The 20,450-nt window shown below is 72.9% G+C and carries 20 protein-coding genes and 1 pseudogene; 8 read left to right on the top strand and 13 right to left on the bottom strand.

Features of this window, described 5'->3' with window-relative positions; genetic code table 11:
* The first annotated feature begins 3 nt into the window (after window positions 1–3).
* The 4 genes from bla to AB0K92_RS11660 all read left to right on the top strand — a co-directional run bounded on the left by bla (window position 4) and on the right by AB0K92_RS11660 (window position 3,570).
* Complete coding sequence (gene bla / locus AB0K92_RS11675) at window positions 4–888, top strand: class A beta-lactamase (protein ID WP_365921767.1); 885 nt, start codon at window positions 4–6, stop codon at window positions 886–888.
* Between the two features lie 89 nt (window positions 889–977).
* Entirely contained in the window at window positions 978–1,508 is a 531-nt protein-coding gene (locus AB0K92_RS11670; protein ID WP_365921765.1) for a SigE family RNA polymerase sigma factor, read from the top strand.
* Window positions 1,505–2,440, top strand: a complete 936-nt coding sequence (locus AB0K92_RS11665; RefSeq protein ID WP_365921763.1) for a hypothetical protein — start codon at window positions 1,505–1,507, stop codon at window positions 2,438–2,440. The genes AB0K92_RS11670 and AB0K92_RS11665 overlap by 4 nt, the downstream gene beginning before the upstream one ends.
* 194 nt (window positions 2,441–2,634) lie before the next feature.
* Window positions 2,635–3,570 (top strand): dihydrodipicolinate synthase family protein, encoded by a 936-nt coding sequence (locus AB0K92_RS11660; protein ID WP_365921761.1) that lies wholly within the window; start codon window positions 2,635–2,637, stop codon window positions 3,568–3,570.
* Window positions 3,571–3,794: 224 nt separating this feature from the next.
* On the opposite strand, the gene AB0K92_RS11655 is transcribed toward AB0K92_RS11660, so the two are convergent.
* Together AB0K92_RS11655 and leuA are read right to left on the bottom strand one after the other, a co-directional pair.
* Window positions 3,795–4,490 (bottom strand): TerB family tellurite resistance protein, encoded by a 696-nt coding sequence (locus AB0K92_RS11655; protein WP_365921759.1) that lies wholly within the window; start codon window positions 4,488–4,490, stop codon window positions 3,795–3,797.
* A gap of 198 nt (window positions 4,491–4,688) precedes the next feature.
* A complete protein-coding gene (leuA, locus tag AB0K92_RS11650) occupies window positions 4,689–6,410 on the bottom strand; it encodes a 2-isopropylmalate synthase (RefSeq protein WP_365921757.1) in 1,722 nt (573 codons plus the stop codon).
* Between the two features lie 318 nt (window positions 6,411–6,728).
* Between leuA and AB0K92_RS11645 the strand changes: the two genes are divergently transcribed.
* The 3 genes from AB0K92_RS11645 (at window position 6,729) to AB0K92_RS11635 (ending at window position 9,454) form a co-directional block, all read left to right on the top strand.
* Entirely contained in the window at window positions 6,729–7,799 is a 1,071-nt protein-coding gene (locus AB0K92_RS11645; protein ID WP_365921755.1) for a M4 family metallopeptidase, read from the top strand.
* A gap of 87 nt (window positions 7,800–7,886) precedes the next feature.
* Complete coding sequence (locus tag AB0K92_RS11640; RefSeq protein ID WP_365921753.1) at window positions 7,887–8,153, top strand: protealysin inhibitor emfourin; 267 nt, start codon at window positions 7,887–7,889, stop codon at window positions 8,151–8,153.
* A complete protein-coding gene (locus tag AB0K92_RS11635) occupies window positions 8,150–9,454 on the top strand; it encodes a GH1 family beta-glucosidase (RefSeq protein ID WP_365921751.1) in 1,305 nt (434 codons plus the stop codon). The genes AB0K92_RS11640 and AB0K92_RS11635 overlap by 4 nt, the downstream gene beginning before the upstream one ends.
* A gap of 22 nt (window positions 9,455–9,476) precedes the next feature.
* Here AB0K92_RS11635 and era read toward each other — a convergent pair whose 3' ends face one another.
* The 9 genes and pseudogenes from era to AB0K92_RS11590 all read right to left on the bottom strand — a co-directional run bounded on the left by era (window position 9,477) and on the right by AB0K92_RS11590 (window position 17,612).
* The gene (gene era / locus AB0K92_RS11630; protein ID WP_365921749.1) at window positions 9,477–10,430 is read right to left on the bottom strand and encodes a GTPase Era; all 954 of its coding nucleotides are present in this window, start codon (window positions 10,428–10,430) and stop codon (window positions 9,477–9,479) included.
* Window positions 10,431–10,552: 122 nt separating this feature from the next.
* Window positions 10,553–10,989, bottom strand: a pseudogene (locus AB0K92_RS11625) (hypothetical protein).
* 155 nt (window positions 10,990–11,144) lie between these two features.
* Window positions 11,145–11,498, bottom strand: a complete 354-nt coding sequence (locus AB0K92_RS11620; protein ID WP_365921747.1) for a cytidine deaminase — start codon at window positions 11,496–11,498, stop codon at window positions 11,145–11,147.
* A 46-nt stretch (window positions 11,499–11,544) separates the two neighbouring features.
* Window positions 11,545–11,904, bottom strand: a complete 360-nt coding sequence (locus tag AB0K92_RS11615) for an MmcQ/YjbR family DNA-binding protein (protein WP_365921745.1) — start codon at window positions 11,902–11,904, stop codon at window positions 11,545–11,547.
* Window positions 11,901–13,205, bottom strand: coding sequence for a hemolysin family protein (locus tag AB0K92_RS11610; protein WP_365921743.1), 1,305 nt, complete (start codon window positions 13,203–13,205; stop codon window positions 11,901–11,903). Before AB0K92_RS11610 ends, AB0K92_RS11615 begins: the two co-directional genes overlap by 4 nt.
* On the bottom strand, window positions 13,202–13,699 hold the full coding sequence (gene ybeY, locus AB0K92_RS11605) for an rRNA maturation RNase YbeY (RefSeq protein WP_165998253.1): 498 nt from the start codon (window positions 13,697–13,699) through the stop codon (window positions 13,202–13,204). Before ybeY ends, AB0K92_RS11610 begins: the two co-directional genes overlap by 4 nt.
* A 12-nt stretch (window positions 13,700–13,711) precedes the next feature.
* The gene (locus AB0K92_RS11600) at window positions 13,712–14,785 is read right to left on the bottom strand and encodes a PhoH family protein (protein WP_365921741.1); all 1,074 of its coding nucleotides are present in this window, start codon (window positions 14,783–14,785) and stop codon (window positions 13,712–13,714) included.
* Window positions 14,786–14,986: 201 nt separating this feature from the next.
* Window positions 14,987–16,105 (bottom strand): PfkB family carbohydrate kinase, encoded by a 1,119-nt coding sequence (locus AB0K92_RS11595; protein WP_365921847.1) that lies wholly within the window; start codon window positions 16,103–16,105, stop codon window positions 14,987–14,989.
* A gap of 205 nt (window positions 16,106–16,310) precedes the next feature.
* Window positions 16,311–17,612, bottom strand: coding sequence for a glucarate dehydratase family protein (locus tag AB0K92_RS11590; protein WP_365921739.1), 1,302 nt, complete (start codon window positions 17,610–17,612; stop codon window positions 16,311–16,313).
* Window positions 17,613–17,687: 75 nt separating this feature from the next.
* Between AB0K92_RS11590 and AB0K92_RS11585 the strand changes: the two genes are divergently transcribed.
* Window positions 17,688–18,473 carry an IclR family transcriptional regulator gene (locus AB0K92_RS11585; RefSeq protein WP_365921737.1) on the top strand — a complete coding sequence of 262 codons (786 nt, stop codon included), beginning with the start codon at window positions 17,688–17,690 and terminating at the stop codon, window positions 18,471–18,473.
* A 26-nt stretch (window positions 18,474–18,499) separates the two neighbouring features.
* Here AB0K92_RS11585 and AB0K92_RS11580 read toward each other — a convergent pair whose 3' ends face one another.
* Complete coding sequence (locus AB0K92_RS11580; RefSeq protein ID WP_365921735.1) at window positions 18,500–19,513, bottom strand: adenosine deaminase; 1,014 nt, start codon at window positions 19,511–19,513, stop codon at window positions 18,500–18,502.
* Between the two features lie 20 nt (window positions 19,514–19,533).
* Window positions 19,534–20,439 carry a ribonuclease Z gene (locus AB0K92_RS11575; protein WP_365921733.1) on the bottom strand — a complete coding sequence of 302 codons (906 nt, stop codon included), beginning with the start codon at window positions 20,437–20,439 and terminating at the stop codon, window positions 19,534–19,536.
* Between the last annotated feature and the right edge of the window lie 11 nt (window positions 20,440–20,450).

Genomic DNA, 20,450 nt, shown 5'->3' with positions numbered 1-20,450 from the left:
TCGATGTCGTTACGCCGCCGTACCCTCCTCACCGCTGGTGCCGTCGGCGGTGCCGCCACTTGGCTCGGCTCCACCGCGGCGCACGCCGACGGAGGTACCACCGGTGCCACCGGACGCCTGCGCGACCTGGAGCGGCGCTACGGCGCCAAGCTCGGCGTCTACGCCCGCAACCTGCGCACCGGACGCACCGTCCGGCATCACGCGGACGACCTGTTCCCGATCTGTTCCGTCTTCAAGACCCTCGCCGCCGCCGCGGTCCTGCGCGACCTGGACCGGGACGGGGAGTTCCTGGCCCGCCGCATCCACTACACCGAAGCGGACCTGGTGGACGGCTCCGACAAGACGCGCGAGCACCTCGCCGAGGGGATGACCGTCGCCGAACTGTGCGACGTGACCATCCGGTTCAGCGACAACGCGGCCGGCAACCTGCTGCTGCGCGAGCTGGGCGGCCCCACGGCGATCACCCGGTTCGCCCGCTCCCTCGGCGACCCGGTGACCCGCCTGGACCGCTGGGAGACGGAGCTGAACTCGGCGGAGCCGTGGCGGGTCACCGACACCACCAGCCCGCGCGCGATCGGCCGCACCTACGCCCGGCTCGTCCTCGGCGACGCCCTCCCCGGCGCCGACCGTGAGCTGCTGACCCACTGGCTGCTGCACAACACCACCAGCGGCGACCGGCTGCGCGCCGGTGTCCCGCCCACCTGGACGGTCGCCGACAAGACCGGCGGCGGCGCCTACGGCACCAACAACAACGTCGGCATCGCCTGGACCCCGGACGGCACCCCGGTCGTCCTCGCCATCCTGTCCCGCAAGTTCGACCCGGCGGCGGTCCGCGACAACGCCCTGATCGCGCAGACCGCGGCCGTCCTGTCGGAGGTGCTGGCCTAGCCACTCCCGCACCGCCCCGGAAATCCCTCGGACCCTCCGGGCAACCGATTCCGTCCGGACGGTGGTCTGGGGGGCGAGGAGGGTGCTTGATGAAGGCCGAACACGAGGCCCAGTACCAGGAGTTCGTCAGAGCACGGTGGTCACACCTGGTGCGGACCGCCTATCTGCTGACGGGTGACGCGCACCACGCCGAGGACCTGACGCAGACCGCGCTGGCGAAGGCGTACCGCTCGTGGCGGCGGATCTCGCGCAGTGACAACCCGGAGGCGTACGTCCGCCGGATGCTCGTCAGCTGCAACAGCGACCGTTTCCGCAAGCGGCGGGTCAGCGAGGCGCTGACCGCCTCGCCGCCGGAGCGGGCGGGACACGACGAGACCGTGGGGCGCGTGGTGGAGCGCTCGCCGCTGCTCACGGCGCTGGCCGGACTTCCCGCGCGGCAGCGGGCGGTGGTGGTCCTGCGCTACTGGGAGGACCTGTCCGAGGCGGAGGTCGCCGACACCCTCGGCTGCTCGCCCGGCACGGTCAAGAGCCAGGCGTCCAAGGGGCTGGCGAAGTTGCGTACGTATCCGGGGCTCGCCCAGGCGATGGGTGTGCCGTCCAGGCAGGGAGACAGCAGGTGAACGGGGACGAGCGGGTGGACGCGTGGCAGGGAGCCGACGGCGAGCGGGAGTTCGCGGAGCGGGTGCGGACACTGCTCGCCGATGACGCGCTCACCCTCCAGCCGTCGATGGCGCCCTACCCGGCGATCCGGCGCCGGGGCGTGGCGGAGCGGCGCCGGCGGGTGGCGGCGGCCGGGGCGGCGCTGGTGACGCTGGCCGTGGCGCCGGTGGGGGCGTACGCGCTGGGCGGCGCGGACCGGGGCGGGGAGGGCGCGTCGCCGGCCGTGTCCGCGACGGCCTCGCGGTCGCCCGTGCCCACGGCCTCGGCGACTTCGCCCGGCCCTTCGGGTCCGGCCACCGACGGGCAGCTCCTCGACGGGGTGACGCGGCGGTCCGCGGTGTCCATGCTGGAGGACTGCCTGGACTCCGACCTCGGGCGGGAACCGCATAGGGGGCCGGGCGTCGCCGAGGAGTACCGGATCCTGCTCGCCATGCGCAGCACCGGCGACAGCAACTCCCCCGGGGACGGCCACTTCGTGGTCGCGGCCCGCGACGACGCCGCCAGGACCCGGGTGATCTGCACCGTCAAGGAGGGCGAGGTGGCCGGGCTGAACATCGGGGGCGTCGCCGAGGGGCCACCGGACCAGGGCCCCGTCGTCCCGGACGTCAACGCGCTCAGGCTCTACGCGCAGTCCGCCATGGACAGAGGAAACTGGAAGCTGCCGTTCCGCTGGGGCAGCATCGGCCTCGTCGACCCCTCGGTGGCCAGGGTGACCGTCTCCTACGGCGACGGCGAGACCCGGCCCGCCGTCCTGGACCACGGCTGGTTCGTCGCCACCGGCGAACTCGACCAGCAGGTCACGCGGGCGCCGCGGATCAAGGGCTACGACGCGGCGGGCGAACTGGTCTACGACTCCGACCGCGACGAGCACTACATGGCGGAGCTGCCCTGACGGGCCGTGGGCCCCTTTCCCGGGGCCCTCGGTACCCGCGTCCGGGTGGCGCCGTACAGGGGGCGGCGCCACCCGGATGCCCGGTTTCCCGCCCGGCGCCCTGCCGGGGCGCCGCCCGCGGTGTCACCATCCGGAGAGGAGCACGAGCCGACCGGCGCCGCCGGGCGCCGGTCCCGTCAGCCGAGGGAGCCGCCATGACCGTCCCCGCCCCGCTCACCGGTGTCGTCCCGCCCGTCTGCACCCCGCTGACACCGGAGCGGGAGGTGGACGTGGAGTCGCTGCACCGGCTGCTCGACCACCTGACGGCGGGCGGGGTGCACGGCCTGTTCGTCCTGGGCTCCACGTCGGAGGCCGCGTATCTGACGGACGCGCAGCGGAGGCTGGTGGTGGCGGAGACCGTGCGGCACGTGGCGGGACGCCTGCCGGTGCTCGCGGGCGCGATCGACATGACGACGCCCCGGGTCCTGGAGCACGTGGCCGCGGTGACGGCGGCGGGCGCCGACGCGGTGGTCGTCACCGCGCCGTTCTACGCCCGCACCCACCCCGCGGAGATCGCCCGCCACTACCGCGCGGTCGCCGCCGCGTCCCCCGTCCCCGTCCTCGCCTACGACATCCCGGTCGCCGTCCACACCAAGCTCCCCGCGGACCTGGTCCTGGACCTGGCCGCCGACGGGGTCCTCGCCGGGCTTAAGGACTCCAGCGGCGACCTGGCCGCCTTCCGCGAGGTCGTCACCGGCGCCCGCACCCGCACCGGCCTGACCGGCTTCACCGTCCTGACCGGCTCGGAACTGATCGTGGACGCCGCCCTCGCCCTCGGCGCGCACGGCGCCGTCCCCGGCCTCGCCAACGTCGACCCGCACGGCTACGTCCGCCTCGACCGCCTGTGCCGCGCCGGCGACACGGAACGCGCCCGCACCGAGCAGGAGCGGCTGTGCGCCCTGTTCGGCCTCGTGCACGCCGGCGACCCCGCGCGCATGGGCCCCGGCTCGTCCGCGATCGGCGCGTTCAAGGCGGCCCTGCACCTGCGCGGCGTGATCGCCTGCCCGGCCACGGCGGATCCGCAGGTGCCGCTGTCGGAGGACGAGGTGCGGCGGGTGGGGAAGTTCCTCTCGGCGGCGGGACTCCTGTAGGGCGGGCCTCCAAGGGCGTCCATGAGCCTCCAGGAACCTTCAGGAGGAGGCGCCCTTCGCGCCAGGCGTGCCCCGTCCCGACCCGTGCGTGCGCCACGCTCACCGGCGCGCCCGGTCCCGGGCCCGGCGCGGGAGGGGCCTTCCGTCGCGCGTGAGGCCGAGCCACGGCTCCCGCGAGGGGCGTGCCCGGGGCCGGGTCGCTCCCGCCGGAGTACGCGGGGAGGTCAGGAGGGCGTACGCGCCGCCGCGAGCAGCCGGTTCACCTCGTCGCCGCCGATGGTGAGCGCGGCGCCCACCGTGGCCAGCGCCTCGCGTTCGGCGGTGGTGTACGGGCCGTCAGCCAGGGCGATCCGCGCGCCCTGCAGCAGGATCGATTCACGTCCGGCGGGAGCGAGGTGCGGGGCCAGCGGGTCCAGCGCCTCGTGCAGCTCGATGGCCAGCCCCGGCCCGCAGGGCTCGCCGGTGATCCGGCCGGTGTCCGCCTCCAGCGCCTCGACGAGGGCGGCCAGCTGCTCCTCGGTGCAGTCCGGGAAGCCGGCCGCGCGCACCGCCTGCGCGGCGGTCTCCAGGGCCGTACGGGAGCCCGTGCCGCCCGCGGCGAGCACCGCGAGGGCGACGGTGTGTACGGCGTCGCGCAGCATCGCGGAGAAGCGGGTGGTGGTGGGGTGGTCGAGCACGTCGGTGCCGTAGTGGCGGCGGCAGGCCGCGCACTCCACGACCGGCCCGCACGCCCCGCGCGGCAGCACCGGCACGCCGAGCAGGGTGAACCGGCGGCGCCCGGTCAGCCGCTGGTAATTGCGGTCACCGCCGCAGCCGGGGCAGAAGAAGTCCCCGTCGGTGAGGGCCGTCCACGCGGTACGGGTGCCCACCATGCGCGAAAGCCCGGTGACACGGCCGTCTCGTCCCCGTCCTGGCAGCACGTCGCAGCACCTCCGTAACCCCGCGGCAACATCGCCGCGCTGGCGTGATGTTAGCCACATCCGTCAGGGCTAGTCAGCACCCAGGACGAGACCTTTCCGTGACCTGATCGGGTCAGTGGCCGGTAAACGACGGGCCCCGCCCGCCGGAACGCACCGCGTTCCGGCGGCCGGGGCCCGCGAAACCCCCGGTCCGGACGGTCAGCGCGCGGCCCGGTTGACGGCCGAGACGACCGCCTTCAGGGAGGCGCGGGTGGTGTTGGCGTCGATGCCGATGCCCCACAGCACCTTGCCGTCGATCGCGCATTCGATGTAGGAGGCGGCCTGCGCGGACGCGCCCTCGCTCATCGTGTGCTCCTGGTAGTCCAGCAGGCGTACGTCGATCCCGATGGACTGCAGCGCGTCGAAGAAGGCCGAGATCGGACCGTTGCCCTGACCGGTCAGCACGGTGTCCGCGCCGTCCACGGTGGCCTCCACGGTGAGCGTGTCGACGCCGTCCCGGTCGGTGGTGGACTGGCCGTTCTTGACCTGAATCCGACCCCACGGGTTCTCCGGGTTCGGCAGGTACTCGTCCTCGAAGATCGCCCAGATGTCCTTCGGCGTGACCTCGCCGCCCTCGGCGTCCGTCTTCGCCTGGATGATCCTGGAGAACTCGATCTGCATCCGGCGCGGCAGGTCCAGCTTGTGCTCGTTCTTCAGCACGTACGCCACACCGCCCTTGCCGGACTGCGAGTTGACGCGGATCACGGCCTCGTAGGAGCGGCCGACGTCCTTGGGGTCGATCGGCAGGTACGGCACCGCCCACTCGATGTCGTCGACGGTGACGCCCTTGGCCTTCGCCTCGGCCTCCATGGCGTCGAAGCCCTTCTTGATGGCGTCCTGGTGGGAGCCGGAGAAGGACGTGTAGACCAGGTCGCCCACGTACGGGTGGCGCGGGTGGACCTCCATCTGGTTGCAGTACTCCCACGTACGGCGGATCTCGTCGATGTCGGAGAAGTCGATCTGCGGGTCGACGCCCTGCGAGAACAGGTTCATGCCCAGCGTGACCAGGTCGACGTTGCCGGTGCGCTCGCCCTGCCCGAACAGGCAGCCCTCGACGCGGTCGGCACCGGCCATCAGCGCCAGCTCGGCCGCCGCGACGGCCGTGCCCCGGTCGTTGTGCGGGTGCACGGACAGGCAGACGTACTCGCGGCGCGACAGGTTGCGGTGCATCCACTCGAAGCGGTCCGCGTGGGTGGACGGCGTGGAGCGCTCCACGGTCGCCGGCAGGTTCAGGATGATCTCGCGGTCCGGGCCGGGCTGCCAGACGTCCATGACGCCCTCGCAGACCTCCAGCGCGAAGTCCAGCTCGGTGTCGGTGAAGATCTCCGGGCTGTACTGGTAGCCGAACTCGGTCTCGGGGCCCAGCAGCTTCTCCGCGTACTCCATGACCAGCCGCGTGCCGTCGACGGCGATCTGCTTGATGTCGTCCTTCGAGCCGCGGAAGACGACCCGGCGGAAGACGGGGGCGGTCGCGTTGTACAGGTGCACGGTGGCCCGGCGAGCGCCCTTCAGGGACTCCACGGTCCGCTCGATCAGGTCCTCGCGGGCCTGGGTGAGGACGGAGATCGTCACGTCCTCGGGGATCGCGCCCTCGTCCTCGATGATCGACCGGACGAAGTCGAAGTCGGTCTGGCCGGAGGCCGGGAAGCCGACCTCGATCTCCTTGTAGCCCATCTTGACCAGCAGGTCGAACATCGCCCGCTTGCGCACCGGCGACATCGGGTCGATCAGGGCCTGGTTGCCGTCCCGCAGGTCGGTCGAGAGCCATCGCGGGGCCTGGGTGATCCGCTGGTTCGGCCAGGTGCGGTCCGGGATGTCGACCTGCTCGTAGCGGCCGTACTTGTGGATCGGCATGGAACTGGGCTGCTGGCGATTCGCCATGATGCGGGGGCTCCTTGAGGTGTCCGGAAAGGACGGCCGACGGCAACACCGAGCTCCGCGGGGAGGGAGTCGACCTGGACTACAGGCCCTCGCCGCGGCAGCTAAGAAGAAGCAGCCCGAAACGCATGATGCGCAGCATGCTAGCGGAGCCCCTTCGGATGCGCGGGTGTGTTTCAGTATGCGGGACCGCGGCGGCATAGCGGACAAAAAGTGCGCCATACCACTCGACGCGGGCGAGCGGGGCCCTCCGTCACCGCAATTCCCCCATCATGGTTGCGGCTGGTGACAGCCCGGTCACTCGGTGCGATGGTGCCTGGTATGAGCACCCACGGGGGCCACGAGCCCGTCTTCTGCACCGTCGTACCGCCGCACATCCTCGACCAGCTCGCCCGCCACGACGACCCCGCACTCGCCGGACCCGCCCGCCGCACCCTGGTCCGCGACAGCGCGCTGCGCGGCCACCGCCGGGTCACCACCGAGTTCCGCCTCGCCGCCGCGCCGCAGGCGAAGGCACCGTCGGACCAGCCGCTGCGCACGATCTACGACGCCGGGCACAAGACCGTCCTGCCCGGCACCAAGGTGCGCGGCGAGGGCGAGGAGCCCGGCCGGGACGCCACCGTCAACCGCGCCTACGCCGGCCTCGGCGCCACCTTCGAGCTGTTCCTCAAGGCCTACGGCCGCCACTCCATCGACGGCGACGGCCTCCCCCTGGACGCCACCGTCCACTACGACGAGAACTACGGCAACGCCTTCTGGAACGGCGAGCAGATGGTCTTCGGCGACGGCGACGGCGAGGTCTTCCTCGACTTCACCATCCCGGTCGACGTCATCGGCCACGAACTCGCCCACGGCGTCACCCAGTACACGGCGAACCTCACCTACTACGGCCAGCCGGGCGCCCTGAACGAGTCGATGTCCGACGTCTTCGGCTCGCTGATCAAGCAGTACACGCTGGGCCAGACCGCCGGCGAGGCCGACTGGCTGATCGGCGCGGGCCTGCTCGGGCCGGCCGTCAGCGGGACGGCGCTGCGCTCCATGAAGGCGCCCGGCACCGCGTACGACGACGACGTCCTCGGCAAGGACCCGCAGCCCGCGAGGATGGAGGACTACGTCCGCACCGGCCGCGACAACGGCGGCGTGCACATCAACTCCGGCATCCCCAACCACGCGTTCTACCTCGCGGCGACCGCCATCGGCGGCCACGCCTGGGAGAAGGCGGGGCAGGTCTGGTACGACGTGCTGACCGGCGGCGAGCTGACCGAGCGGGCCCGTTTCACGGACTTCGCCACCCTCACCGTCAAGGCCGCCCGCGAGCGCTACGGCGACGGCGGCGACGAGCACGAGGCGGTGCGCAAGGCGTGGGAGCAGGTCGGCGTACGCACCCTGTAGTCCGCACGCTGTACACACCACCGTGGTGTTCCCACCCTGGAGTCAGCACCCTGTAGTTCGCGCGGCATCCGTACTAGACAGGGACCCATGCGAATTCAGGTGAGGCGCACGGGCGGCTTCGCGGGCATCGAGCGGAGTGCCGAGATCGACACCGCGGGCCGCCCCGACGCCGCCGAGTGGCAGGCCCTGGCCGGGCGGGCGCTGGCCGCCGGGCAGGGCAGCCGCCCGGCCGGGGTGCCGGACGGCTTCCACTACGAGATCACGGTGGACGGCCGGACCGTCCACGCGAGCGACCCGGGGCTGCCGGACGACCTGCGGGCGCTGGTCACCCGCGTGCTGAAGGAGGGAGCGTGACGACGGCCCCGATACCGCGCTTCCCCGACGGTTTCCTGTGGGGCGTGTCGACCTCCGCGCACCAGATCGAGGGCGCGGCCGACGAGCGCGAGCCGTCCGTGTGGGACGCGTTCACGGCCGAGCCGGGCCGGGTGAAGGACGGCTCGACGGCGGCGGTGGCCTGCGACCACGTCCACCGCCACCGCGAGGACGTCGCCCTCCTCGCCGGCCTCGGCGTGGACGCGTACCGCTTCTCGGTGTCCTGGCCGCGCGTGCGGTCCCCGCGCGGCCTGGACTTCTACGACCGGCTCGTGGACGACCTGTGCGCGGCGGGCGTCCGCCCGGTGCCGACGCTGTTCCACTGGGACCTGCCGCTCGGCCTGGACTGGCTGCGGCGGGACACGGCGGAGCGCTTCGCCGAGTACGTCTCGGTCGTCGCCGGCCGCCTCGGCGACCGCGTACGCAAGTGGATCACCCTCAACGAGCCCGCCGAACACACCCTGCTCGGCCACGCCCTCGGCACCCACGCGCCCGGCCGGCGGCTGCTCTTCGACGCGCTGCCGGTGGCCCACCACCAGCTGCTCGCCCACGGGCTGGCCGTCCGCGCGCTGCGCGCGGCCGGCGCCACGGACATCGGCATCGCCAACTCCCACGGGCCGACCTGGGCGGCCTCCGAGGACGGCGCGGACGTGGCGGCGGCCGAGTTCTACGACGTCCTGCTGAACCGCCTGTTCGCCGACCCGCTGCTGCTCGGCACCTACCCGGCCGGGCTCGGCGAGCTGATGCCGGGAGACGTCGAGGCCGACCTGAAGGTGATCGCCGAACCGCTCGACTGGTACGGCGTGAACTACTACGCGCCGGCCAGGGTGGGCGCCCCGCGGGACACCGAGACGGACTTCGGCGGCGTCCGGATGCCCGCCGAGCTGCCCTTCTCGCTCCGCCAGATCGAGGGCCGCCCGGTGACCGACTTCGGCTGGCCGGTGGTCCCCGAGGGCCTGACCGAGCTGCTGACCGGCTTCCGCGACCGCTACGGCGACCGGCTCCCCCCGGTGGTCGTCACGGAGAACGGCTGCGCGTACGACGGGCTCGACGACCAGGACCGCATCGCCTACCTGGACGGCCACATCCGGGCCCTGCACGACGCGCTCACGGCCGGGGTGGACGTGCGCGGCTACTTCGTCTGGTCGCTGCTCGACAACTTCGAGTGGGCGGAGGGCTACGCCCGCCGCTTCGGCCTGGTCCACGTGGACTTCGGGACGCTGGCGCGCACGCCGAAGGCGTCGTACCGCTGGTTCCGCGACGTGCTGCGGGCCCAGCGGTGAGACCGGGCCCGCCGGGCGAGGCTCAGAAGCCCAGCTTGCGCAGCTGCTTCGGGTCGCGCTGCCAGTCCTTGGCGACCTTCACATGGAGGTCGAGGAAGACCGGCGTGCCGAGCAGGGCCTCGATCTGCTTGCGGGACTTGATGCCGACCTCCTTCAGGCGCTTGCCCTTGGGGCCGATGATGATGCCCTTCTGGCTGGGGCGCTCGATGTAGACGTTGGCGTGGATGTCGAGGAGGGGCTTGTCGGCGGGGCGGTCCTCGCGGGGCAGCATCTCCTCGACGACCACCGCGATGGAGTGCGGCAGCTCGTCTCGGACGCCCTCCAGGGCCGCCTCGCGGATCAGCTCCGCGACCATGACCTGCTCGGGCTCGTCGGTCAGGTCGCCCTCGGGGTAGAGCGCCGGGCCCTCGGGCAGCAGCGGGATCAGCAGGTCCGCCAGCAGGTCGACCTGCTTGCTGCCGACCGCCGACACCGGGACGATCTCCGCCCACACGATGCCCAGCTCCTTGCCGAGCTGGTCGATGGCGATCAGCTGCTCGGCGAGGGACTTGGAGTCCACCAGGTCGGTCTTGGTGACGATCGCCACCTTCGGCGTCTTCTTGATCGCCGCGAGTTCCTTGGCGATGAACCGGTCGCCGGGGCCGATCTTCTGGTCGGCGGGCAGGCAGAAGCCGATCACGTCGACCTCGGCCCACGTCGTGCGCACGACGTCGTTCAACCGCTCGCCGAGCAGGGTGCGCGGCTTGTGCAGCCCCGGTGTGTCCACCAGGATCAGCTGCGCGTCGGGGCGGTGGACGATGCCCCGCACGGTGTGCCGCGTGGTCTGGGGGCGGTTGGAGGTGATGGCCACCTTCTGCCCGACCAGAGCGTTCGTGAGGGTGGACTTGCCCGCGTTGGGGCGGCCCACGAAGCAGGCGAAACCGGCCCGGTGGACTGCCTCGGCCGACTGCTCGGATGACTGGGTGCGAACGCTCATGCCGCCCATTCTCCCTGATCCCCGGAGCGCCGCCGTACCGTGACCGTCCGCGGGCCCGCGCTCCTCGCGGTGCGCGCCGCTGCCGCCTGCCGGTCACGGGGTCCTGCCGCCGGCCGGTGCGGTCAGCCGAAGACGAACGGGCCCGGTGCCTGGGGTGCGGTCGCCGTGCAGGTGACGGTGATGCCGAAGGCCGTCATCCGCAGGGAGCCGCCGTAGCCCTCCAGGCGGTCGCCGGGGGCGACGGTGCCGGTGAGCGGGCCGACGGTGACGGGGCCGCCCGCGGCCATGGCCGGGTTCCTGGTGCCGCTGAAGGTGACGGTGGTGCCGTCCGGGCGCACCAGGGTGAGCCGGGAGGTGATCGAGTCGGCGAGCCCGATGGGGGCGGTGATCGCGGTGGACTTCAGGGTCGTCGTGGCGGTGGTGTCGCTCTGGGTGGCCGTCAGGGTGCCGGGGCCGCTGCCGTGCGTCCGGCAGTCGGCCGTGATCGTCGCCGTCTGCGGGTCACGGCCGCCGCGGGCACGACGGCGAGCTCGGTGACCGCGAGGGCCCCGGCCGCCAGGGCCGCGCCCGTGCCGAGGTGTCGGCCCGTGCGGTGGTGTCCGCTGGTGCGGGGATGTCCGCTGGTGCGGTGGTGCCCGCTCGTGGGGTGGTGCCCGTCCGGCATCGGCTCCCGGCTCCCTTCCGTCGTCGGGGCGCGGCGGCCCCGTCCGGGCGTCAGCCCGCCGTCACCGTCGCCCGGACCGTGCCGTCCGGCCCGGCGACCAGCACCGGCGTCTCCGGGCCGCCCAGGTCCCGTACGGCGGCCCGGTCCGCGTCGGACGCCGACTCCGCCTCGGTCACCACGGCGGCGGCCTCCAGCGACTTCGCCCCGGACGCCACCGCCATCGCGACCGCCGTCTGCAGGGCGCTCAGCCTCAGCGAGTCCAGGGCGACGGTGGCGGCGACATAGGTGCGGCCCGTCTCGTCACGTACGGCCGCCCCCTCGGGCACCCCGTTGCGGGCCCGCGCGGAACGGGCCAGGGTCACGATCTTGCGGTCCTCGGGGTCGAGCGCGCTGCTGTCGGTCATGGACCGAGGATACGTAGGAGCACGTCCGGCGGCCCGCGGTGGGCCCTCAGGGACGGTCCAGGCGGAGCCGGGCGGCGCGCGGCAGCCCGGCGACGACCAGGTCGTAGGAGTCCTCGACCAGCTCCCGGACCAGCCGGTCCGGGAGGCCGGCGTCGACGGTGACCGTGTTCCAGTGGCGCTTGTTCATGTGCCAGCCGGGGACGATCAGGTCCGGGTGGGCGGTGCGCAGCCGGACCGCGTCCTCCGGGTCGCACTTGAGGTTGACCTTCAGGGGCCGCGCGTCCAGGTGCGACAGCGCGAAGAGCTTGCCGTGGACCTTGAACACCGAGATGTCCGGGCCGAAGGGGAAGTCCTCCTCGGCCGCCTCGAAGGACAGGCACAGGGCGCGCAGCTCCCGCGGGGTCACTCCGGCTTCTCCTCCTCGGTCTCCTCGGCCGGGGGCACCGGCTCCACCAGCACCGTGACGATCTTGTTGCGGCGGCCGGCGGCGGCCTCGGCGGTCAGCCGCAGGTCGCGGCCGTCGGGCAGCGGCACCACGGCGGACGCGCCGGCGATCGGGACCCGGCCGAGGGCCTTGGCGAGCAGGCCGCCGACGGTCTCCACGTCCTCGTCGTCGTACTCGTCGAGGCCGTACAGCTCGCCGAGGTCGGTGATGTCGAGGCGGGCGGTGACCCGGTAGCGGTCCTCGCCCAGCTCCTCCACCGGGGGCAGCTCGCGGTCGTACTCGTCGGTGATCTCGCCGACGATCTCCTCGAGGATGTCCTCGATGGTGACGATGCCGGCCGTGCCGCCGTACTCGTCGATGACGACGGCGACGTGGTTGCGTTCCTTCTGCATCTCGCGCAGCAGGTCGCCCGCGTTCTTGGTGTCCGGGACGAAGAAGGCGGGCCGCATCGCCGTGGAGACCAGTTCGCTCTCCGCGTCGCGGCTGATGTGCGTCTTGCGGGCCAGGTCCTTCAGGTAGACGATCCCGACGATGTCGTCCTCGCTCTCGCCGGTGACCGGGATCCGGGAGAACCCGGAGCGCAGGGCGAGGGTGAGGGCCTGGCGGATGGTCTTGAACCGCTCGATGACGACGAGGTCGGTGCGCGGCACCATCACCTCGCGCACCAGGGTGTCGCCGAGTTCGAAGACGGAGTGCACCATGCGGCGCTCCTCGTCCTCGATCAACGACTCGCGCTCGGCGTAGTCGACCAGGGCCCGCAGCTCCGCCTCGGAGGCGAACGGGCCGTGCCGGAAGCCCTTGCCGGGGGTGAGCGCGTTGCCGATGAGGATCAGCAGCCACGGGACCGGGCCCATGATCCGGGCCAGCGGCAGCAGCACGTACGCCGCCGCGGTCGCCGTGTGCACGGGGTGCTGGCGGCCGATGGTGCGCGGGGAGACCCCGACGGCGACGTACGACAGCAGGACCATCACCGCGATGGCGATGAGCAGGGCCTGGCTGACGCTGCCGAACTCGCGCAGGCACCCGTAGGTGATCAGCGCGGCGGCGGCCATCTCGCAGGCGACGCGGACGAGCAGCGCCACGTTGAGGTAGCGGGTGGGGTCGGCGGCGACCTGGGCGAGCTTGTCGGCGCCGCGCCGGCCGGACCGTACGGCCTCCTCGGCGCGGAAGCTGGAGACGCGGGCCAGGCCGGCCTCGGCGCAGGCGGCGAGCCAGGCGACGATCACGAGGGCGATCGCGCCGGTGACGAGCGGGAGGCTCATGACACGGTCGGGGCCGGGGACGGGCCGGTCAGGCCCTTCTCCGCGCGCCAGCCGTCCACGATGGCGGCCTGGAGGCCGAACATCTCGGCCTTCTCGTCGGGTTCCTCGTGGTCGTAGCCGAGCAGGTGCAGCACCCCGTGGACGGTGAGCAGCTGCAGCTCCTCGTCCATGGAGTGCTTCGTCGGCGCCTCGGCGCCCTGCCTGGCGGCGACCTCGGGGCAGAGCACGATGTCGCCGAGGAGGCCCTGCGGGGGCTCGTCGTCGTCCTTCGACGGCGGACGCAGTTCGTCCATCGGGAAGGACATGACGTCCGTGGGCCCCGGCAGGTCCATCCACTGGATGTGCAGCTGCTCCATGGCGTCGGCGTCCACGACGATCACCGAGAGTTCGGAGAGCGGGTGGATGCGCATCCGCGCGAGCGCGTAGCGGGCGATGTCGAGGATCGCCTGCTCGTCGACCTCGGTTCCGGATTCGTTGTTGACGTCGATCGACATGGTCGTGCTGGTCTACTTCCCCTTGGAGCCCTTGGCGGCGGACTTACGGGCCTTGTGGGCGCCGCTCTCCGTGCCGTGCTTGCTGTCGTACTTCTCGTACGCGTCGACGATACGGCCCACCAGCTTGTGCCGGACGACGTCGTGCGAGGACAGCCGGGAGAAGTGGACGTCCTCGACGCCTTCCAGGATGTCCTGGACCTGACGGAGACCGGACTTGGTGCCGTCGGGGAGGTCGACCTGGGTCACGTCACCCGTGATCACGATCTTCGAGTCGAAGCCGAGGCGGGTGAGGAACATCTTCATCTGTTCGGGGCTGGTGTTCTGGGCCTCGTCCAGGATGATGAAGGCGTCGTTGAGGGTACGGCCGCGCATGTACGCCAGCGGGGCGACCTCGATCGTGCCCGCCGCCATCAGCCGCGGGATCGAGTCGGGGTCGAGCATGTCGTGCAGCGCGTCGTACAGCGGGCGCAGGTAGGGGTCGATCTTCTCGTAGAGCGTGCCGGGCAGGAAGCCCAGGCGCTCTCCGGCCTCGACCGCGGGGCGGGTCAGGATGATGCGGTTGACCTGCTTGGACTGCAGGGCCTGCACCGCCTTCGCCATCGCCAGATACGTCTTGCCGGTGCCGGCGGGGCCGATGCCGAAGACGATCGTGTGCTTGTCGATCGCGTCGACGTACCGCTTCTGGTTGAGGGTCTTGGGGCGGATGGTGCGGCCACGCGAGGACAGGATGTTCTGCGTCAGCACCTGGGCCGGGGTCTCCGAGCCGGCGTCCCCTGAGGCCTCACTCGCCTTGAGCATCGCGATCGAGCGTTCCACTGCGTCCTCCGTCATCGGCTGCCCGGTGCGGAGCACCAGCATCATCTCGTCGAACACGCGCGAAATGAGGGCGACGTCCGCCTGGTCGCCGACCGCGCTGATCTCGTTGCCCCGGACATGGATGTCGGCCCCCGGGAAGGCCTTCTCGATCACGCGCAGGAGGGAGTCGCCGGAACCCAGCACGGTCACCATGGGGTGCTGGGCGGGGACGGTGAACTGCACTCTCGCCTGCCCCTGCGCGGGGGTGTGCGGTGTGGGTGTCTGAGTCATGGGCCGGCGCTGAAGGCCTGCGGTTCCTCCTCGTCACGGCCGCGCAGCTGAGGGCGGCCTCGCGATTCCCAGGGTACGACGGAGCACCGACAACCCCGTAGGCCTTTTCGAACGGGCCTCGGCGGGGGGAACACATGCGGGGTTCCGTTCCGTGGGGCGGCGGGCGGAGCCGCCTCGTGCCGGGCGGTCGGCGGCGGGTCGTCAGGCCGGGCGGCGGAAGCCGATGGTGGGGACGGCGCGGCGCAGGGGCCAAGGGCGGCCGGAGTCCTCGGGGACCAGACCGGCCAGGAAGGCGTAGCGCTGCAGGGCGGTGGGGTCCTGGTCGTCGAGGGAGCGGACCTTGCGCCACCAGGCGGCGATCTCGGCCCAGCCGGGCGCGGAGAGCGAGCCGCCGAACTCCTGGACGGACAGGGCGGCGGTGAGGCCGGCGAAGGCGAGGCGGTCGGCGAGGTGCCAGCCGGCGAGGGTGCCGGTGACGAATCCGGCCACGAAGACGTCCCCGGCGCCGGTCGGGTCCAGGGCCTCGACCTCGATGGCGGGGACCTCGGCGGTCTCGCCGGTGCGCCGGTCCACCGCGTACGCGCCGTCCGCGCCGAGGGTGACGACGGCCAGCGGCACGTGCGCGGTGAGCGCGTGGGCGGCGGCGCGCGGGCAGCTCGTGCCGGTGTAGCGCATCGCCTCCTCCGCGTTGGGCAGGAACGCCTCGCAGTGCGCGAGGTCGGGCAGGGCCGCGAGGTCCCAGGCGCCGGTGTCGTCCCAGCCGACGTCGGCGAAGATCCGGGTGCCCCGCGCGGCGGCCTGGGCGATCCACGGCGCGGAGGTGCCGGGCACCAGGGACGCCACGGCCGCCCGGGCGCGCGGCGGGCAGTCGGGGGCGGGCTCCTCCGGGGGCGGCTCGTGGCCGTGGGACACCATCGTGCGCTCGCCCTCGTAGGCCATGGAGACCGTGACCGGGGAGTGCCAGCCGGGGACGGTGCGGGAGGGGGTGAGGTCGATGCCCTCGCCGCTCTCCAGCGCGTCCCAGCAGTAGTCGCCGTAGTGGTCGTCGCCGAAGGCGGCCGCCAGGGACGTCTTCAGGCCGAGCCGGGCCAGCGCCGTCGCCATGTTCGCCACGCCGCCCGGGCTGGAGCCCATGCCGCGCGCCCAGGACTCGGTGCCGCGCACCGGGGCGGAGTCGAGGCCGGTGAAGATGATGTCGAGGAAGACGGTGCCGGTGAGGTAGACGTCCCAGGGCGGATCGCCGGGCGCGCGCAGCGCGGCGAGGGGGTCGACCTGCGGCGGGCAGCCCTGCGGGGCGGGCGCGGCGAGCGAGGCCGGCACGGTGGAGGCGGTGGCTCCGGCGGACGCGTTCACGGTGCACTCCCTGAACGTGGTGCGGGTCAGGCCAGTGTGCACCACGCCACCGACAGCACGTCTTCCGTCACACCCGGCACCCCGGTGACGGCGTCGACCAGCCGCCTCGCTGTCACCGCCGGTCCCCCAGCAGTCGGTCCCTCCGTCCGTCACGTGCCCCCGCCGCGGCCCCCTACCACCGGGGCATCGCCGGCGCCCTCCACCCCGGCTCGGCGACCCGCATCGCCGCCGCGTCGTCGCGGTCCCGCAGCGTGCCGTCGTCGCGTGTCCACCGTTCGTGCAGCAGGGCCAGCCGGTCGCGGTCCAGTTCCACGCCCAGGCCGGGCGCGTCACCGACGCGGACGGCGCCGTCGTGGAACGTCAGACGCTCGGTGAGGACGTCCTCGGACTGCCAGGGGTAGTGGGAGTCGCAGGCGTGCAGCGGGCCGGGCACGGTGGCCGCGACCTGGGTCATCGCGGCGAGCGAGATGCCGAGGTGGGTGTTGGAGTGCATGGAGATGCCGACGCCGAAGGCGCGGCAGACCGCGGCGAGCTGCTGGGTGCGGCGCAGGCCGCCCCAGTAGTGGTGGTCGGAGAGCACCACCTGGACGGCGTCCCGCGTGAAGGCCTCCTTGATCTCGGCGAACGTCGTCACGCACATGTTGGTGGCGAGCGGCACCGGCGTCCCCGCGGCGACCTCCGCCATGGCGGCCGTACCGAGGGCGGGGTCCTCCAGGTACTCGAGGACGTCCTCCAGTTCCCGCGCCACCTTCAGCGACGTGGGCACGGACCAGGCGCCGTTGGGGTCGAGCCGCAGGGGGTGCCCGGGGAAGGCCTCGGCGAGGGCGCGGACGGCGGCGATCTCCTCGTCGGGCGGGAAGACGCCGCCCTTGAGCTTGAAGGAGCAGAAGCCGTACCGCTCGGTGAACCGGCGTGCCTGCGCGACGATCCCCGCCGGGTCGAGGGCGGCGCCCCAGTCGTCGGGTTCGGCGGCGACGCCCTCGGGGTGCGCGGCCCACCGGTAGAACAGGTAGGCGCTGTAGTCGACGGTGTCGCGCACCTTGCCGCCGAGCAGGGCGTGCACGGGCAGCCCGAGCGTGCGCCCGAGCGCGTCGAGGCAGGCGACCTCGTACGCGGAGACGACGGACAGCCGCAGTTTCTCGGCGCTCTGGACGCCGCGCAGCCCGCCGACGTCGAGGGCGCCGTCGACCCGCGCGGCGTCCACGGCGACCCGGTCGGCGAGCGCGAACAGCCCGTTGAGGTCGTCGACCCGGTGCCCGGTGAGCAGCGCGGCGAGGGGCCGGGCGAGGTCGAGGTACTGGGTGTCGCCGTACGTCTCCCCGAGACCCGTGATGCCGTTCTCCGTGGTCACCTCCACGATCAGCCGGGGGGTGTACGGCTGGTGCACGCCCTGGGTGTTGAGCAGGGGCGGGTCGGCGACCAGGACGGGGGTCAGGGTGACCCGGGCGATCCGGAGGTCACGGTCACGAGCCACAGCCATCTCCCTACGTAGACGACGTTCCCGTATGAAGATAGCGGGACGCGGTCCTCGCCGCACTACCATCTCCCCATGTCCGAGTCAGGCGGCGGAGTCCGCGAGGTGAAGTCGGCCGCGCGCACGGTGGAGCTGCTGGAACTGCTCACCGCGCGCGGTGACCGTCCGGCGCGCCTGCAGGAGCTGGCGGACGCACTCGGCGTCCCGCGCAGCTCGATGTACGCCCTGCTGCAGACGCTGATCTCGCGCGGCTGGGTGCGCACCGACATCACCGGCTCGCTCTACGGCATCGGCATCCGCGCCCTGCTGACCGGCACCGGCTACCTCGACTCCGACCCGCGCGTACGGCTCGTACGGCCGTATCTCGACGAGGCGTCGGACGCGCTCGGCGAGACGGTCCACCTGGGCCGGCTGGACGGCCGGGACGTGGCGTATCTGGCCACCCGGGAGTCGCACGAGTACCTGCGCACCATCAGCCGCGTCGGGCGCCGGTTCCCCGCGCACGCGGGCGCCCTGGGCAAGGCGCTGCTGGCCGAACGCCCCGACGACCAGCTGCCGGACGAGCCGTACGCCGCCCTCACCCCCCGCACCCGCACCACGCGCGCCTCCCTGGCGGCGGACCTCGCCGAGGTGCGGGCGCGCGGCTACGCGATCGACCGCGAGGAGGGCGTGCCCGGGATCGTCGGCTTCGGGTTCGCCCTGCGGTACGACTCCCCCGCCCAGGACGCGATCAGCTGCTCGGTGCCGGTGGTCCGGCTGACGCCGGGGCACGAGGAGCGGATCGTCGCCGTGATGCGGGAGGTCCGGGCGAAGATCGAGGCGACGGCACCGGCGTCCGGGGGCGCCGTCCACTGGCGCTAGCGCCACCCGCGCCCCACCCGCGCCGTCTACGGCACGGCGGGTCCGGGCCGCGGGAACTCGTACGCCTCCACCTCGGCGAGGTAGCGCGCCCGTCGCTCCTCGTCGTCCTCCAGGAAGGAGGCGAGGAAGGAGTTGCGGGCCAGCTCGCGCAGCCGCTCGTCGCAGAGGCCGAGTTCACGGCGTACGGCGTCGAAGTTGTCGCCCGCGTAGCCGCCGAAGTAGGCCGGGTCGTCGGAGTTGACGGTGCACAGCAGTCCGGCGTCGAGCATCGCGGGCAGCGGGTGGCCGGCCAGGGTGTCCACGGCGCGCAGCCGGACGTTCGACAGCGGGCACAGGGTGAGCGGGATCCGCTCCCGCACCAGCCGCTCGACCAGCACCGGGTCCTCCATGGCGCGCAGGCCGTGGTCGACGCGCTCGATGCCGAGCACGTCCAGGGCCTCGGTGATGTACTCCACCGGCCCCTCCTCGCCCGCGTGCGCGACCCGGCGCAGTCCGAGCGCGGCCGCGGCCTCGTAGACCTCGCGGAACTTCGCCGGCGGGTGCCCGACCTCGGCGGAGTCCAGGCCGATGCCGGTGATCCGGTCCAGGTACGGCTTCGCCGCCTCCAGGGTGGCGAGGGCCGACTCGGCGGACTCGTCGCGCAGGAAGCACATGATGAGCCGGGTGGAGACGCCGTGGTCGGCCTCGCCGCGCCGCAGCGCCCGCCACAGGCCCTCCACGACCGTGCCCATCGCCACGCCGCGCGCGAGGTGGGCCTGCGGATCGAAGAAGATCTCCGCGTGCCGCACGCCCTGCGCGGCGGCGCGGGCGAGGTAGGCGTCGGCCAGGTCCTCGAAGTCCCGCTCGGTGCGCAGGACGGCCATCAGCGCGTAGTACAGGTCGAGGAAGGACTGCAGGTCCTCGAACCGGTAGGCCGCGCGCAGCTCGTCCGTGGTGGCGTACGGCAGGGTCACCCCGTTGCGGGCGGCCAGCTCGAACGCCAGCTCCGGCTCCAGGGTTCCTTCGATGTGCAGGTGCAGTTCTGCTTTGGGGAGGGGCATTCGGGCATGGTACGCCCCGTTTACCTGCGTTTCGGGACCGGTACGCGCAGGAAGTCGTACGCCACCGTCAGCTCGCCCTCGAACCCGGCGGCGCGCGCCTGGCGCTCGAACTCGCCCGGGTCGGTGTAGCGCTGGCTGAAGTGGGTGAGGACGAGGTGGCGCACCTCGCTCGCCCTGGCCACCCGCGCCGCCTGACCCGCCGTCAGATGGCCGTGCTCGGTGGCGAGATGCTCGTCCTCGTCGAGGAACGTCGACTCGATGACGAGCATGTCGCAGCCGTCCGCCAGCGCGTACACCCCGTCGCACAGCCTCGTGTCCATGACGAACGCGAACCGCTGCCCGCGGCGTACGACGCTGACGTCCGCCAGGGTCACCCCGCCCAGAGAGCCCTCCCGCTGGATACGGCCCACGTCCGGGCCGGTGATGCCGTGCGCGGCCAGCCGCTCGGGCAGCATCCTCCGGCCGTCGGGCTCGACGATCCGGTAGCCGTACGACTCGACCGGGTGGGAGAGCCTGCGGGCCTCCAGCGTGTAGGAGGGGGTGCGGGCGAGGGGGCCGTCGGCGTCGACCGGGGCCTCGGTCACCCCCACCGTCTCGCGGTAGGCGGTGGCGTAGCGCAGCCGGTCGAAGAAGCGCTGGCCGGAGCGCGGGTAGTGGGCGGTGACCGGGTGCGGCACCCGGTCGAGGTTGATCCGCTGGATCACGCCCGGCAGGCCCAGCGAGTGGTCCCCGTGGAAGTGGGTGACGCAGATCCGGTTCAGGTCGTGGGCGGCGACGCCGGCGCGCAGCATCTGGCGCTGGGTGCCCTCGCCGGGGTCGAAGAGGATGCCCTCGCCGTCCCAGCGCAGCAGGTAGCCGTTGTGGTTGCGGTGCCGGGTCGGGACCTGGCTGGCGGTGCCGAGGACCACCAATTCACGGACGGACACGATCGCGTACC

Source organism: Streptomyces sp. NPDC052687, from assembly GCF_040678395.1.
In the GTDB taxonomy this organism is placed as follows: Bacteria; Actinomycetota; Actinomycetes; order Streptomycetales; family Streptomycetaceae; genus Streptomyces.
The sequence above is the reverse complement of the archived record's forward strand: the minus strand, read 5'-3'. Positions and strand labels throughout refer to the sequence as shown.

What these genes read in the sequence shown, in the direction of transcription:
- bla (WP_365921767.1), top strand. Translation starts at nt 4, where the DNA reads ATGTCGTTACGCCGCCGTACCCTCCTCACCGCTGGTGCCGTCGGCGGT.
- ybeY (WP_165998253.1), bottom strand. Translation starts at nt 13,699, where the DNA reads ATGTCGATCGACGTCAACAACGAATCCGGAACCGAGGTCGACGAGCAG.
- AB0K92_RS11600 (WP_365921741.1), bottom strand. Translation starts at nt 14,785, where the DNA reads ATGACTCAGACACCCACACCGCACACCCCCGCGCAGGGGCAGGCGAGA.
- AB0K92_RS11660 (WP_365921761.1), top strand. Translation starts at nt 2,635, where the DNA reads ATGACCGTCCCCGCCCCGCTCACCGGTGTCGTCCCGCCCGTCTGCACC.
- leuA (WP_365921757.1), bottom strand. Translation starts at nt 6,410, where the DNA reads ATGGCGAATCGCCAGCAGCCCAGTTCCATGCCGATCCACAAGTACGGC.
- AB0K92_RS11580 (WP_365921735.1), bottom strand. Translation starts at nt 19,513, where the DNA reads ATGCCCCTCCCCAAAGCAGAACTGCACCTGCACATCGAAGGAACCCTG.
- AB0K92_RS11645 (WP_365921755.1), top strand. Translation starts at nt 6,729, where the DNA reads ATGAGCACCCACGGGGGCCACGAGCCCGTCTTCTGCACCGTCGTACCG.
- AB0K92_RS11610 (WP_365921743.1), bottom strand. Translation starts at nt 13,205, where the DNA reads ATGAGCCTCCCGCTCGTCACCGGCGCGATCGCCCTCGTGATCGTCGCC.
- AB0K92_RS11620 (WP_365921747.1), bottom strand. Translation starts at nt 11,498, where the DNA reads ATGACCGACAGCAGCGCGCTCGACCCCGAGGACCGCAAGATCGTGACC.
- AB0K92_RS11585 (WP_365921737.1), top strand. Translation starts at nt 17,688, where the DNA reads ATGTCCGAGTCAGGCGGCGGAGTCCGCGAGGTGAAGTCGGCCGCGCGC.
- AB0K92_RS11670 (WP_365921765.1), top strand. Translation starts at nt 978, where the DNA reads ATGAAGGCCGAACACGAGGCCCAGTACCAGGAGTTCGTCAGAGCACGG.
- era (WP_365921749.1), bottom strand. Translation starts at nt 10,430, where the DNA reads ATGAGCGTTCGCACCCAGTCATCCGAGCAGTCGGCCGAGGCAGTCCAC.
- AB0K92_RS11640 (WP_365921753.1), top strand. Translation starts at nt 7,887, where the DNA reads ATGCGAATTCAGGTGAGGCGCACGGGCGGCTTCGCGGGCATCGAGCGG.